13 protein-coding genes are annotated in these 14,316 nt (G+C 46.0%); 2 read left to right on the top strand and 11 right to left on the bottom strand.

All coding sequences use genetic code 11. The annotated features are described in order from the left end of the window. Nucleotides 1-3: 3 nt before the first annotated feature. The 7 genes from PPM_RS10420 to PPM_RS10390 all read right to left on the bottom strand — a co-directional run bounded on the left by PPM_RS10420 (nt 4) and on the right by PPM_RS10390 (nt 9,404). Nucleotides 4-756: a vWA domain-containing protein gene (locus tag PPM_RS10420; RefSeq protein ID WP_013370788.1), complete on the bottom strand. Its 753-nt coding sequence runs from the start codon at nt 754-756 to the stop codon at nt 4-6. An 84-nt stretch (nt 757-840) separates the two neighbouring features. After that, nucleotides 841-2,883 carry a membrane protein gene (locus PPM_RS10415; RefSeq protein WP_013370787.1) on the bottom strand — a complete coding sequence of 681 codons (2,043 nt, stop codon included), beginning with the start codon at nt 2,881-2,883 and terminating at the stop codon, nt 841-843. Between the two features lie 202 nt (nt 2,884-3,085). Continuing rightward, on the bottom strand, nt 3,086-3,361 hold the full coding sequence (locus PPM_RS10410) for a WXG100 family type VII secretion target (RefSeq protein WP_007430133.1): 276 nt from the start codon (nt 3,359-3,361) through the stop codon (nt 3,086-3,088). Nucleotides 3,362-3,619: 258 nt separating this feature from the next. Beyond that, nucleotides 3,620-4,156 (bottom strand): WXG100 family type VII secretion target, encoded by a 537-nt coding sequence (locus PPM_RS10405; protein ID WP_013370786.1) that lies wholly within the window; start codon nt 4,154-4,156, stop codon nt 3,620-3,622. 5 nt (nt 4,157-4,161) lie between these two features. Next, entirely contained in the window at nt 4,162-5,004 is an 843-nt protein-coding gene (locus tag PPM_RS10400) for a hypothetical protein (protein ID WP_013370785.1), read from the bottom strand. Nucleotides 5,005-5,020: 16 nt separating this feature from the next. Then, the gene (gene essC / locus PPM_RS10395) at nt 5,021-9,016 is read right to left on the bottom strand and encodes a type VII secretion protein EssC (RefSeq protein WP_013370784.1); all 3,996 of its coding nucleotides are present in this window, start codon (nt 9,014-9,016) and stop codon (nt 5,021-5,023) included. A gap of 67 nt (nt 9,017-9,083) precedes the next feature. Further along, nucleotides 9,084-9,404 (bottom strand): hypothetical protein, encoded by a 321-nt coding sequence (locus PPM_RS10390; RefSeq protein WP_013370783.1) that lies wholly within the window; start codon nt 9,402-9,404, stop codon nt 9,084-9,086. Nucleotides 9,405-9,794: 390 nt separating this feature from the next. Between PPM_RS10390 and PPM_RS10385 the strand changes: the two genes are divergently transcribed. Then, nucleotides 9,795-10,034, top strand: a complete 240-nt coding sequence (locus PPM_RS10385) for a hypothetical protein (protein ID WP_013370782.1) — start codon at nt 9,795-9,797, stop codon at nt 10,032-10,034. A 128-nt stretch (nt 10,035-10,162) separates the two neighbouring features. Here the strand turns inward: PPM_RS10385 and PPM_RS29610 are convergent, their stop codons facing one another. Next, nucleotides 10,163-10,312, bottom strand: a complete 150-nt coding sequence (locus PPM_RS29610) for a hypothetical protein (protein ID WP_013370781.1) — start codon at nt 10,310-10,312, stop codon at nt 10,163-10,165. A 215-nt stretch (nt 10,313-10,527) separates the two neighbouring features. Here PPM_RS29610 and PPM_RS10380 point away from each other — a divergent pair, with 215 nt between their 5' ends. Continuing rightward, nucleotides 10,528-11,547: a hypothetical protein gene (locus tag PPM_RS10380; protein ID WP_013370780.1), complete on the top strand. Its 1,020-nt coding sequence runs from the start codon at nt 10,528-10,530 to the stop codon at nt 11,545-11,547. 35 nt (nt 11,548-11,582) lie between these two features. Here the strand turns inward: PPM_RS10380 and PPM_RS10375 are convergent, their stop codons facing one another. From PPM_RS10375 to PPM_RS10365, 3 genes are all read right to left on the bottom strand, one after another. Then, nucleotides 11,583-11,921, bottom strand: coding sequence for a L,D-transpeptidase (locus PPM_RS10375; protein WP_013370779.1), 339 nt, complete (start codon nt 11,919-11,921; stop codon nt 11,583-11,585). Between the two features lie 82 nt (nt 11,922-12,003). After that, complete coding sequence (gene rsgA / locus PPM_RS10370; protein WP_013370778.1) at nt 12,004-13,101, bottom strand: ribosome small subunit-dependent GTPase A; 1,098 nt, start codon at nt 13,099-13,101, stop codon at nt 12,004-12,006. A gap of 476 nt (nt 13,102-13,577) precedes the next feature. Continuing rightward, nucleotides 13,578-14,174 (bottom strand): metalloregulator ArsR/SmtB family transcription factor, encoded by a 597-nt coding sequence (locus PPM_RS10365; RefSeq protein ID WP_013370777.1) that lies wholly within the window; start codon nt 14,172-14,174, stop codon nt 13,578-13,580. Between the last annotated feature and the right edge of the window lie 142 nt (nt 14,175-14,316).

Here is a 14,316-nt window from a genome sequence, read left to right as displayed (position 1 = left end):
TCCTTACCGTACAGGCGTTGCCGCTGACATTTGAAAACCAATGGACACCAGTTCCGCACAGGTTCCAGGTAGCATCATAATGGCTCCTTCACCTAACTGATAATCTGCCTCAAACAGCATTTCCCGATAGCTTTCAGGAAGTACAGAAGACATATTACGTAATTTCACAGCATGTTCATCCTGCAACGGCGTATTATGCGTCAGCCCTTTCCAGCGACGTGGGTCCTGAATAGGCGTTTCCAGCAACCTGTCGGATAAAAATATATTTTCCACCAGTACATTGCCGTCTGGTACACTCATGTTCATAATGCGCTTCGCAATCGGTTCCGGATCATCGCCTGTGGAAACACCATCTGTCATATGGCAGACCAAAGGTGCAGGACAATCCTGCATCCCTGGTAATTCCGCCTGCAAAATACGTTCAGCTTGCAAGAAGGCTTTTGCTGAATCTGAGAATCGTTTGGGTGTCAAATCAGGCAACGAACCAATGGCCGCAATTTCATCAATTCCCTTGACACCATTCAGCAGGTCATACACGTCGTCACTATAAGCCAAAATTGCAATCCGATAGCGCGCAGTCAACCGATTTCCCTTGGTCGATCGGAAAACCATCTGTCGGATCGCCAGCGATATAGCTTCATATACAACGTCAATACGCCGCCGCCCTTCCATCAGCATGTTCATCGACGCGCTGATGTCAATCAGGTAAATGATCAGGGCGGGAGTACGTTGTGAAGCCTGTATTGTATAGTTCATGGTTTGTACATGCTCCCCTCAGTTACCTTCGATCTGCCTCTGTTTCCTAATCTATCATTCTTCCATATATAAACATATGAAACATCAAATTTTAGGCAGTCTAAAATTCGTATCTCCTAAAAAGTTATAAATAGAGGAAGCCCGATAGCCCACTTCACCTACTGAACGATAATAAGAAGGATTACTGTCATATAATGCTCTAAAACGTTTGGCAAAGCTCTTTGCCTTCGTCGTGCTTCCACCTTCCTGAGAAGCATACGCCTTGTTGTACAAGGAAATAAGCTGGAGAACATTCTCCTTGTTACGTGACTGTATAGCGTCTTTTCGCTTTTGTTCCGCCTCAGCTGCTGCTTTACGAGCTGCTTCTTCCTTGGCGGCACGAGCTTCCTGCTCCTTTTTCAAGGCCAGGTATTTTTCATACTTTGCCTGTTGATCATATGCTTTTTGCTTCGCCAACTTGGCAGCAGCCTGCTTGTTTTGTTCCTTTTGGGCGAGATAAGCTTCATATTTAACCTGTTGAGCGATCAGAGCTTGTTGTTTCTTTTGCTCTTCCTGTTGCTTTTGAGCAGCAAGAGCCTGTTGTTTGGCCTGCTGTTCAGCTTCCTGCCGTTGTTTCTCCGTTAGCGATTTTTGAGCGGCCTCCTGCTCAGCTGCCAACTTTTCCTCGGCCGCTTTTGCAGCCTTCAATGCCTCTTCTTGCTTTGTAGCCTCGATTTGTCGCTGATTAGACTGATCTGCAAGAATACTCACAGTTGGGATTCCAGCTGCCAAAAGAACAACTGCGGCCGAAGCTGTAACGATAAACATTTTGGAGCGATACCAGGCTTTCGATTTTTCAGGTTGCTCTGGCATCTTGGGATTCAGCTGCTCCTCCAGTCCTGTAATCGCAGCCGACACCTCCACATGCAAAGGACTGCCGTCTTCTACAAAGTGATACAACGAACGATAGACTTCCAACGCTGCAGCAGGTTTGTTCTGCTGCTCCAGTTCACGCGCCTGTCGAAACAGCTTGTCCGTTACTCCACGCTCTCCCTGCTCTAGGACATCCTGATTTAGCAATGCAGCCTGTTCAGCTTTGAGCGGTGCAGGGGTTGCCAAAGAGGATACCGTTTCACTTGAGGACCCCGCCGCCGCCGATTCTATTGTTTCTGTCACAGCTGGCTCAGTTTCTATAGTCTCAACAGGAATTTCCTGTTCAGTAACCGCATTAAGTACAACCAACCATTCGCCAAAGGTAGGACAACTACTTAAATCCTGACTATCCCAGGCACGACTAAATAGTTCTACCACCTTGCTGCCCCAACGGGATTCAAGCGATTTCCGTAAAATAAAATAACGTTCGCAAGGCGTCTGCATTTCATGCTGATCAAAATAACTTTCGCCCCACGCTTTATCGACCACCACACGGTCAGACCAGCCTAGCATCTCCCCAATAATGATAGCCCCTGCAAAACGGTCTGCATATGCACTCCATAACCCGCTGTGAACGGTACGATGTGCAGCATACCCTGGCGATCCTGCTAATAGTGCATCTGGACGATCCATTTTGGTGCTATACATTTGCTCCACGTCTACCAATTCGACAGCTGACGTGCCTTCAGGCAGTTCCACTTCAGAAAAAAACGGAAGCATAACATTAGGCGCCGATAAATCACAGTGAGCCAATCCTTTTTGCTCCATCGCTGAACCGATCCCTGCCAGTGCTCTGGCTAAAGCCAGACTATCGGAAGCCTCAAGCTGACGCTGATCTGTGAGACAATCGAACCATGTCATACCATGAACCCATGGCATCAGCACCGCGTACAGCAAATCAGGCTGCTCAGCGATCAGACTTCCGTTTCTTTCTGGAGTGAGCACATCACGCTTGCATACCTGCAAACCGGGAATATCCCCGTATGTTTCCATATGCTCAGATTGATAAACCATAGCCGGGATGCGGAACTTCGGAAAAAACACTTTAAGGGCTTTCGCCTCATGCGGTGCTCCGTTTTTGGCAATCAGCTGGTATACAATTCCCTGCCTCCCTGCTTGTGCATAGGCTAAACCGGGTGCAGCGGGATGTCGTCCAACCACATAAGCTGTGCCGTTTATGATCAATTCGTCTCCCGGATTCGGTTGAAAAGACATGAAACATCCCTCTCCTTATATCGTTCAGTATGCTAGTTTTCCTCACCTTATTATATACGTCTATGGATGGCAAGAAAACCGGGTATCCGAAGATCGCCCGGTTTTTCCTGTACAATCTGTGCCAAACCGTGAGGAATGGGTTCACATATTGCTTCTTTATAGAGTGATATATGATAAGTTAATGCCGATCAGGCATGACAACTTATTTTGCTTGGTCAACCGTACGGAATTTGTTAGCGATAGCTGTCAATTCTTGGCTAATGCTATTCAAAGTCGTTACGAAAGCTTGCATTTGTTTGCTAGCTTCTTGGAACTCTTGGAAAAAGCGTTGTTTAGTCATACCTTCCCATTGACCTTCCATACCGGAGATGGATTGAGTCAAGCTGGAAACGATCTGCTGGCTTTGCTCACCACTTTGTTTAAATTGGTTAGCTACCTGATCAACCTGTTCTGGGGTAATTAAAATGCGTCCTGCCATTTTTTGCGTCCTCCTTGATGATAAAAAATGTTTTTGTTTAGCTGGTTCAAATTGTACTATGGCTATTTAATTCCCTACAAAAGGCAAAGGACCTAATTGCAATAATCCCACTTTTTAACTAGAAAGCAGCATCTAACAGTACAATCTTAATAAAACAACCACCTAATAAGTCCCATATTAGTCCCATAAAACCGGGAATGGTATAACAAATTCATATGGATTTACAAGTCGATCCAGATCATCTCGGAACGATCCGAACTAAGCGACAGGCTGATCTCTTGCTATAGACGGGTCAGTAAAATACCAATCCTGCGGACTGCTAGAAGACGCCTGCTTCAGAATATCCTGATGCAGGGTGCCTACATCCGAAGGCTGTACACCTGCAATAGCATGTACGACAGACTGCGGGTTGGAAATTAGACTGCTTCCTTCCGAAGCTTGCCCAGGCAGAATAGACGGTGATTGTTGATTCGACCAATCGAGCATCGTGACGGGTCGTCCCAATGGTTGGCTGGCAAATGGCAGAATCGTTTGATAGTTGTGGTCAACAGACTGAAACTGCTCTGCCTTTCGGTTCAGTTGTGTACCTGATGTATGGAGATAAGCATGAATCTGTTCTGACATCCGCTTGGCTTGCATCCACTGATTCAAGATCGCCTCACGTGCAGATACATCCCAATCCAGCGATTGTAACGCCTGCTCCAAACCTGCTGTTAACTGTTGAATTTGCTCCGCCGCATGCTGTAGCTGCCCGCTAAGCCCCCGAAGCACATCCGGTTCAACTCGAATGCGCATATCCATCACCCTTCTTCTGTCACTTCTTCAGTCACTGCCGACTGTTTCAACCAATTCAATAATAAATCCACAAACTGTTCTCTTGAAGCCATAGCTGCAATCAACCAGTCTCCGTTACCCGCAGAGCTCATCCGAAATATCCAGTTCATTGCAGGACACAGGACAAAAGCTGCCCGTTGTGACTCCCACTCTCTGCCGTTCCAGACCAGCAATTGCAATTCTCCCTCGGCTACACGGGAACTCAAAGACTGAGCCAGTCTCATCGCCCCCTCTTCATCTCCGCTAGCTTCGGTTAGCTTACTGCTGATTTGAGACAAACTTTCTCCAGCAGATTGCTCGTAAATTTTATTAAAAGCCTGCTTGGAAAACATAAGCGCGGGAGATTCAGGTACAAGCCGATCAACCCAGCCCATTTTATCAATCAATGTTTCGCAAGCCTTTTCCACATTACCCAGATCGTACAGACGATATTCATCGGGTTCGTCAACAGATTTCACAAGCTCCACCACACGCTCATTCGTGCAATGAAGATAGCCTTCAAACTGCTTACCTCCCCTTACATAGCGTATACGGCAAGCCCTGTTGGATAATCCCGCGATAGCAACTCTTGAAAAAACGGTAGGAGGCATAGCCAGCTCTTTGCCCTTATCGGCCTGCTTCAGATAACCCTTTTCCAGAAGAGCAGCTTTAACCTGCTCCCACTCTTCCGCCAACTCCTCTGCTAGATAGCCCTTAAACGGATCTTCCACCCCAAGCAGTCTGTCAGAACCCAATACGCCTGCCAGAAAAAACAGTTCCTTTGCCTTGAGGGTTATTAACTTCTGCTTGGAAGCTTGAAACGTTAACATTATGAGCCACCTCCCTTCAAACTACAACATGCCATCGGTCACGAATTTTCGTTATCCAATCCTCACAGCTCATTTGCTCTGAGAAGGGAATCGCCGCTTTTATCCTGGTAAATTTGCGTCGTACGTAGTATCCCTGCCCAGGAGGCAGGACTTTTAGGCCACCAGCAGCAGCATTTGCTTCCGAATAAGGGATACGAAAGAACGATAAATCATTCGAATCCAGTGTTCCAAAAAGCATACCGCTTTGGCTTGCCTTGACATCATTAAACCAGTCCACACCAAAGGTAGGGAAATCAGATGGCACACCCGATAGCACGACATGCACATTGCGATCACGTCCCAACCGTACAATGGCGGAAAGCTGATCCTTTATCATAAAATCGTTCAGTTGCTTGCTTAACATATCCGCATCATCAATGACCAGGAGCAGTTCGGGATCATTCCCATCCTTGCTCCGTTGTTGAATGATATCATGCACCTGTTGTACCAGAGGTCCCATTTCCTCCTCGCTTTCGGCAGCAGCCTTGACATGAGGAAGATGTCGTAATCGGGATAGTCCCCCGCCTCCATAGCGTGTATCGATCGTATAGACTTGCATTTGATCCGGTGACGTGTAATAAGCGAGCGAAATAATCCAACTCATCAGGAAGGAGGTTTTTCCACCCTCCATTGGACTACCTACGATAAAATTAGGCCCTTCTTTCAAATTCAGGAGAAAAGGCTCAAGATCGTCACTCTGTAGGCCTACAGGTACTTCATAAGGAAGCGCACCTGATGGTCCACTCGTCCGATCCCACTGCTGAAGTAATTCCAACAGTGGAACCCGCTCAGGCAATGGGAGAATGGCGGGTGCGTGCTTGCCCTTCCATCCCTGCACAATGCCAGCGATATTGCGACGCAGTTGTGCTGATCGTTCCGCCTCATCTTCTCCTGGTGAAGGGAGTGCCGTCTGGAACTCCAGCGGAGGAACATGCCCTTTAACCAGAGCCCGACCCGGAATTAACGGTCCTGGTGTTTTGGCTGGTCGTCCTACCGCATAATAGTAGTCACTAGGATCAGCCAATTCGAAAGAAACAGCATTAGGTATGTTACTGCGGAACTTCTCAAACACATCGGTAATCCGGTTCGCTGTAATGATAAACGTGATACCTAGACTGCCACCTTCACGCAAAAGAGATTCCAGCAGTTCATTTTCATCCGGATAGGCATTTCGAAAATTAAGGTATCCATCAATAACTACGACAATTTGCGGAACATCCTCGACAGCAGAACGTCGAAAAGAACTTATTGTTTTGACGCCAGCCTCAGAAAGCATTTCCTTGCGTAGGGCCACCATCTTGAACAGATAGCGGAACAACCGTTTAATCCGGTCATCCTCCTCGGCCATCATAACAGCACCGATTTGTGGAAGCTCTCCAAAGTCGCGCATGGTTCGACCCATATCAATGATATAACCGTTCCAATGATTCGCAGCGTAACGCTGAGCCGCGGACATCAGCAACGTATGCAAAAAAGTCGTCTTCCCCATGCCCGGCATGCCATACACAGCCCAATGACCATGATCCAGCGACGCATACATCGGCTCCTGCCGTTGATTCGGCAAATCATCGACCAGCCCAATAAGAGACTTGAGCTCCAAGGATGATGATGTACTATCTATTTCGGTACATTGCGGTAGATTAGTTAAATCCAACATTTCTGGCAGCGGCGGAAGCCACGGTCCCTGAAGACGTTCGATTCCTGCCTTAGCTGCTTCTTTTGCAATATAATCAATAAATACCTGAAGCTGTTTGGGAGCTTCTTCTCCTTTTAAGCCTGAGCTTGCCCGTTCGCCACCCGTCAATAGCGCTTCACGTTTCCCGTTCAGTCTCACTTCATGAACAGGTAAGGCAGAAGAAATGTCTCTGTTGCCTATATACGGCGCACCGCTCCAAGCAAATTGCATTTCTTCAAACACTTCGTCGCTACCCACTTGAAAATATCCTCGTCCCGGCTTCGTTATCCACGCGGCATTCGGTATTTTCAACATATCACGGCTATCACCTTCACTTTGCACCCGCAAGCAGATCCGGAACCTGGAGTTACTCCAAATCTTATCATCTACAACACCAGCAGGCTTTTGAGTCGCCAAAATCAGATGGACACCTAATGTCCGCCCAATTGCGGCAATACTGATTAGCTCGTCCATAAATTCTGGCTGATCCCGCTTTAACTGTGCAAATTCATCAATAATAATAACCAGATGAGGCAGCGGTTGTTCCTGCCGCTGCCGGAGTAGTCTGTAATATTCATCAATATGTTGTAAATTGCCCGCATCGTTCAATATCTTCTGTCGACGAACTAGTTCTGCTTTAAGAGATATTTTAGCACGCTCAATCAAATTATTGTCCAGGTTCGTGATCGTGCCCACAACATGCGGCAAGTTAACGAACGTGTTGGACATGCCTCCACCCTTGTAATCGATCAGCATAAAAGCAAGATCATGCGGGTGAAACTCAGCAGCGAGCGAGGCTACGATAGACTGAATAACCTCACTCTTCCCTGAACCTGTCGTACCGGCGATCAAGCCATGGGGACCATGACCTTGACGCTCTATTTTATCATGCAGGTTAATCATAATCTTTTTGCCGCCTGCCCGCACGCCCATCGGGACGGGTAATGTATCAGGATGGCGGTTACGTCGCCACCGGTCTGCCACATCCAGTTCTTCCACACTTGCTACACTCATCATATCAAAAAGAGGCAGAACAGCGGGAATATCAGAAGCCGAAGAACGCTTCAAACGAATAGGCGCCATGTACCGCGCCAATGCATCGGCTTCCTCTTTGGACAAACGATCCGGTTTAAAACTTTGCTGTTCAACCTCCGCTGATTCTGATTTAAGGGCATATACACCCTGTTCCTTGGAAGCCTCCACAATCAGCTGACACTGCATTGGCAAAGCCTCTTTACGAGAAGCCAGCACAATCGTACACGCATCTATGGCTCGGCCGTCCTCTAGCAACAACGGCAGCAAAGGTTCTTCCTCAATCAGTTGGGTATCAGATAAAACAATGACATAACACGGCGCTTCCATACCTTTGCCCTGACGGTCATTGCGATTATTTTTTCGGCGGTTCAATCTGGCAAACAGAAAGTCAGCTAATTGATGGGCGCTACTACTGCGGTCTGACATCATTCTCTGGATTCGGTCATCATCCCACACATGCGGGAGCCAGCGCATCCAAGACCATTCACTTTCCTCTCGCTCATCATAGAAGGAGGCAATTTTCACTTCATCCGGCGAATGACGAACCGTCACTTGTGCCAAGATGACTCTTAACGCAGCCAGGGTATGCTCCCGCTCGCCGACCAATCCAACCACTTTGGATTGAAACAGCGGTAATGTGATGGAAGCAGCGTCCACCAAACGAAATTCTTCCTCCAGTTCATCTGCAGCCCCCAACAAGGGATCACGGTCATAACCGTCAGGTCGTGGAATTTGTAGTTTAATATGAAAGGGAACTTGTCCGGTCCCGATACGTACCTGCAAAAAATCTTCATCCTCTGGGGATCGTTCCCAAAGAGAACTGTTGCGGTTTTTTACGATTTGAGTGCATATTTGCGGATCACCGTGAATTTCATATAGTGTGCGAATTTGCTCTTCGCGTTTCATTTCGAGTTCTTCACGATGCTTTTGGAGCTGTTCCCGATACATTCGGTCCCGCTCCTCCAACTTGCGCTTATATTCCTTCTTATTATTTAAATAGACGAAAAAAGGAATCGTATAAGATGTAAGCATCATGACCACAGTAACCATTTGGAACATCAAATAGTTACTGTTGCCCATCTTGCCTGTTCTGCTCATATATACGTAAAAGCCTACAGTCACCAACGTCATCATTAACGGAATAAGTATAGATATAATAGAAAAAGACGGCTTGCTCGGCTCAGCCGGAGGCCGCAAAATCTCCAGCTTCTCCTCCCGGAGGGCCGGTCTTAATCTCGGGGATCGCTGGTATAATACATTCAAGACAAAAGTCCCCCTTTTCGCTTACTATTTCATTTTACCAAGGTTTCATATTATTTCATGTGTGTATTTACCCATTTTTTTCAGTTTGAAACAAAGAACGCCTTCCATATACAGGCGCCTCGTCCTGAGTTGTCGAAAAAGCTCGCTGAATGCGCACAGTACAGCCTTCCCGCAAACCTGCTCCTGTGAGTAGCTGGTTATCCTCCACTCTGAACCAAAGCCCTTCTGGGAATTTTGCTTCCATAATATATTGCATGCCTTCAGCCGGAGGCTCACCAAAAATACGCACACCCAGCATCAATTTTAAATGTTCCACCGAGTATTCATCAGCCACCTCAATATCAAACCACTCTGTTTCCTGTCGTCCTGAAAGCACGGTCAGGATCATCTGTCATCCCTCCCGATCCTTAATTTATACAGCAATACTCACGCAAAAAGCCTATTTCTACGGAAATATGGCTATCGTAACTGTAGCATCCGTCTATTAGACTGTCAATTTGTTACAAAATACCCACGCTCAAAATAAAACAATGACTTTAGGCATGCTTAAAATTAATGCTAGAGTCATATGAATCAAAAATAGGTATTTACAAAATTTAATTTGCGTGCTTACGTTATTTTGTCGATTAGTTAGAACTAAATTCGATTGTTACCCAAATTGTTGTGAACACTTTGTAAATTTTTCAGACCTTTATGTTTTTATAAGGTGTTTTTAAGGTAATTTTAAGAAACGGGCACTACAATAAAGCCATGAAATAACTCAGGTGAGGTGATTTTTGTGAGAACATTAATTACATTTCAAAACAAACGTATTCCCGTATACTTCAATCAAGAAAATAAGCAACCGGTACAAAAAACCTTAAAACTTCTAAGTAATACTTTGGAGAACAAAATCTCCAGCGGCAAGCGTGCCCTTCAAAAATGTCTTAACTCTTTGATCAGTATAGAGATTGTCGGTTGTGAAGCCATCCTGCATAGCGTTAGTGAAAATGATTCATTGGCATTGTCCCTCTATTAAGAGGGACTTTTTTTTGTTTGCATTAGACACAAAAAAGAGAGGGGCATTTCGGCACCCTCTCCAAATCAGCGGTTTTGAAACATGCTACATATGACTTACCTCAGCCTATGCATTTGATCGGACTCTATTTATAGTATTCTGCGATAACCCTTTTTACCGCCTCGTTCCTTATTCTGCGCCTTCTCAATTCGTATTCTAAACAGTTCTAGTAAATTAGCGCGTGTATGCTCTTCCTGGCAGTTGTCCAGCTTTTTTAAGATAAAACGGTCAATGGACATATGACTCAGGCTCCTTTACAGCAAGCTGCCCCTGCTTTTCAAGGGGATGGTCAGGCTATCCATTTTTAACCATTCCACCTGTTGTTTAAACACGCACGCTTTGACTAGGATAAAGCAGGCGGGATTACATACCCTTTAAATAGGGTAAATACATAAAGTTTCGAAAGTTTTATCAGTATAGCCTGGAAGCTACGGACAAGGAGCGAGCAAAAACCATGAGTAAGCACATGATGACCAAAATAAGCTGGAACCTTTTATGTATGTTCTTCATCCTAATTATGCTGGCTGCATGCAGCAGGGAGAAAGCCTCAACTCGAAGTATGGCCCAACACGAAGCTGAAGCACGTGCCTATACCGTGACAGGTAATCCGAACCAAGCTGCATCATCCCTTGATGAACGAGCCGCCAACGATGCACCTGTCCATCAGCAAGGCAGTAGCTATGTCGAAATATCAGGTGACATAAGTATTGATAAAAATACAGTGAAGGTTACAGGACATTCTAACCTGCCTTCTGGAGCACGGATCAAAGGGAATCTTGCAGTCAAAAACTCTATGTTAACCGGATACACGGACGAGGCAACTATTCAAAAGGACGGAAGTTTTGTACTCCAAGTGCACCGACCTGGTATACAGGGTAGTATGGATCTGACTGTTCTATTTCGCCCGGATGACCAAGACAAAGAAATACGAAATTTGTATGGTAGTGGTGGCAATAAATTAGAAGGCCCTTATGTATATCAATACGAAGAAAACGAACAACTTTTGCAAGAAATTCGGATAGGTGCTGAGTTTGATCCTGAACAAGATCGACATGTCCCTCTAATCAAGCCTGTCTGGAACAAACCAAAGGACTACGGTAGCCCTCAAGTGTGGATTAAGCCTGATGTGAAGCAGAAAGGAAATTATTATCATGTATATGCACGCAGCAATTTGCTCGAGGGTTCGGACGTCAAGCTCACAATTGATTTTCCGGGACGATGGCAGTTTGGCTACGATGATCAAACCAAGGTCATGCCTGATGGTTCCTTCAGCATGAGGGTCAAAAAGCCGAGCCTTGCCAACCGCTACACCCTGGTCATAAGTTTCGAACCAAACGAAGATATGTGGACCAACGCCAAACAGGCTTACGGTACAAATGGAGAACGTCTTGCGGGATCTTTAGTTAAATCCGCAGACGACAAAGAGGGCTCCAATCGGATTGAAGCCCGTGTCCAAATTCAACCCAAATCGTAACTAGGCAGCCAAAGGAATCCTATATCGTCTAGACGTTATGGCTGTATCGTGACCGGCGTTCCTATACTTACCTTCTCCTGAAGCTCCAGCACATCCTTATTCTGCATTCGAATACAGCCATGTGACACCATCTGGCCAATGGACGATGGCTCATTGGTGCCGTGAATGCCATAATGCGGCTTGGACAGCCCCATCCAGAACGCTCCGAAAGGACCGCCCGGATTGGGCTGTTTGTTAATAATCGTAAACTGCCCATGCGGTGTCTGTGTAGCCACCTTCCCAATACCGACTGGATAACTAAGAACGATCTGACTTCCATCTTTTAAATATAGACGACGATCCGATAAATCCACCACAATGCTGTAGTTCGGCATATGTTCACCCCTTTACACCATATGCCGACTACCACATAGATTTTCTTATTTTTCTACAAATGATGTTACAAAACAGCTCGACTTACCACTCCACATCACGTCGCCAACCGCTTCGCTGATCCTTACGGCCCGGAGTTGTACTTGAACGGCTATCCTTTCTACGTCGGTCTGCTTCCTTGCGTGCCTGATACTCTAGTTCCCGTTGCATCTTGCGATAATTGTTTACTCTAGATTCTGATAATTCCCCTTTTTGGATAGCTTCCTCCACCGCACAGCCAGCTTCTCCCTTATGCTTACAATCGGCAAAACGACATTGCTGCGCGGTTTCCATAATATCGGCAAAGGTATGAGCTACACCCTTGGAATCATCCCACAGATTAAGCTCGCGCATCCCGGGTGTATCCAGCAAAACAGCTTGCTTTGCAATGGGAAAAAGTTGTCGGTGTGTGGTTGTATGCCTGCCTCGGCTGTCTTCCTCCCTCACATCCTGTGTCAGTTGAACTTCTGCTCCGGAAAGCCAGTTCACTATTGTGGATTTGCCACTACCAGAAGAGCCAGTCAAAGCAACCGTACAGCCAGGTTGAAGAAACGCTTCCAGCTGCTCTCTGCCTTCGTTCTGCAAAGCAGAAATAACGATAACAGGTACTCCAGGAGCAACTCCCTCCGCTTCTGCAACCCGCTGTTCGACATCGTCACAAAGGTCACTCTTACTCAACACGACAACCGGGTTTACGCCGCTATTCCAGGCCATTATTAAATACCGTTCTAATCTGCGCATATTAAAATCATGATTCAACGCATTAACAAGAAAAAGCGTATCTACATTGGTTGCGATGAGTTGCTCTTTCGTCTCAAAGCCCGCGGCCTGTCTAGATATTTGGCTTTTGCGTGGCAAGACAGCATGGATTACTGCATCCGATACTTCGTCCGACGTGGTGATGGCCACCCAATCCCCTACAGCTGGCATTTCCGCTGGATCAACCATAGCATGCCTTAGCTTACCTGAAGCAGCTCCCCAGCGTTCCCCATCCATCGTAATAAGCTTCACCTTTTGCCCATAATCGGCAATCAAGCGGGCAGGACGTATCTGCGTGTTTCCTGCTCGTTCCTCATAGCTTTGCTTCCATTGGTCCCAAAAACCGTTCCAGTAATCAGACCAACCGTATTCGTGTATACTCATTATTTTCCTCCTGAAATTATGTTTAATTTTTCTGGATGTAACGTTACTCGATAGGTGTACATTTTCTCTCCGCAAGCAAACAACGCAAAAAATCCGCAGGGAAACCCCTGCGGAGGCTATACAGTTCAGGCGATGTGATCCGTTCGTTCACATATGCAAGCAGTCTTACATAGACCACTCCCAAAACCAACAAACGGATAACAAAACACTTGACCATAAAAAAATCCGCAGGGAATCACTCCCTGCGGATTTCGTTGGTTCTACTGTCCAACCAACTGCTGAGCAAAGACTATAGATCTAACAGTCTTTAGCCGTGCATCGTCCGTGCGGGAGACAAGTCATTCTGCTGCTGAACCCATCCACTCATGTTCGTACGCATATAACATCGCCTCCTCCTAAAATTTCCTTTATCATACAAGTCCATCAATTGTCTGTCAAGGCTGATTTCAAATATTTTAAACTATTTCAAGTTTCGTTTAACGCACTTGATCCCATCGTGTCCACATTTCACGCGGATTCAATTCGTACATTTCCCGCTCTCTGTACATAAACTGATGCATGATCAGTTCACGCCGAATCGTTGCAAAATCCTCATGGTATTGCTTGATCCATTCGTTTAGTTCACGTTCAGGATAGATGCGGCCTGGCTCCAGCTTTTCGGCGAGCATCTGAAGTACGATCAATTTTTTCTTATACTGGGCAGGAATTTGACGTAACTTGCCGTCCTTGGCAAAAAAATTGCGTAAAACCGTTGCTTCCAACGTTTCATTCAGTTCGGACATATCTTCCTCTTCCTCTCCTTTTTCAAAGATAAAACGCACAGTCGCCTCGGCATGCTGCCGAATCAGCTCTGGATTCAGTGTAAAATACACCGTGTTTTTATCACGTCGTTCCTTAATTAACCCAACCTCACGGAGTTTGGAAGCATGATGCGTAACTGTAGGCTGTGATAGGTTTAGCTTTTTCGCCAAAGCTTGGCCATGCATCTCCCCACGGGATAAAAGGAGTAATATTCGCATACGTGTCGGGTCCGCAAGTGCTTTATGATAATTGACCATTTTATCTAGTTGCATTGTAACTGCACCTCTTTTCACTACTACAGGTTTGCTAAGCAAGCGAATTCGCTTAATCTAAATAGATGTTCATCTAATTATATGTATGTTAAAAGTGTCTGTCAATTCTTCCCTCACATTATCTCTTTCTGAAAACGGCTGG

The organism is Paenibacillus polymyxa M1 (assembly GCF_000237325.1).
Lineage (GTDB): Bacteria > Bacillota > Bacilli > Paenibacillales > Paenibacillaceae > Paenibacillus > Paenibacillus polymyxa_C.
The sequence above is the reverse complement of the archived record's forward strand: the minus strand, read 5'-3'. Positions and strand labels throughout refer to the sequence as shown.

Excerpts from the sequence above, each read along its gene's own strand:
- PPM_RS10390 (WP_013370783.1), bottom strand. The coding sequence starts at position 9,404 with ATGATCCTGACCGTGCTTTCAGGACGACAGGAAACAGAGTGGTTTGAT.
- PPM_RS10400 (WP_013370785.1), bottom strand. The coding sequence starts at position 5,004 with ATGTTAACGTTTCAAGCTTCCAAGCAGAAGTTAATAACCCTCAAGGCA.
- PPM_RS10420 (WP_013370788.1), bottom strand. The coding sequence starts at position 756 with ATGAACTATACAATACAGGCTTCACAACGTACTCCCGCCCTGATCATT.
- PPM_RS10380 (WP_013370780.1), top strand. The coding sequence starts at position 10,528 with ATGAGTAAGCACATGATGACCAAAATAAGCTGGAACCTTTTATGTATG.
- PPM_RS10365 (WP_013370777.1), bottom strand. The coding sequence starts at position 14,174 with ATGCAACTAGATAAAATGGTCAATTATCATAAAGCACTTGCGGACCCG.
- PPM_RS10375 (WP_013370779.1), bottom strand. The coding sequence starts at position 11,921 with ATGCCGAACTACAGCATTGTGGTGGATTTATCGGATCGTCGTCTATAT.
- PPM_RS10405 (WP_013370786.1), bottom strand. The coding sequence starts at position 4,156 with ATGCGCATTCGAGTTGAACCGGATGTGCTTCGGGGGCTTAGCGGGCAG.
- PPM_RS10410 (WP_007430133.1), bottom strand. The coding sequence starts at position 3,361 with ATGGCAGGACGCATTTTAATTACCCCAGAACAGGTTGATCAGGTAGCT.
- rsgA (WP_013370778.1), bottom strand. The coding sequence starts at position 13,101 with ATGAGTATACACGAATACGGTTGGTCTGATTACTGGAACGGTTTTTGG.
- PPM_RS29610 (WP_013370781.1), bottom strand. The coding sequence starts at position 10,312 with ATGTCCATTGACCGTTTTATCTTAAAAAAGCTGGACAACTGCCAGGAA.
- PPM_RS10415 (WP_013370787.1), bottom strand. The coding sequence starts at position 2,883 with ATGTCTTTTCAACCGAATCCGGGAGACGAATTGATCATAAACGGCACA.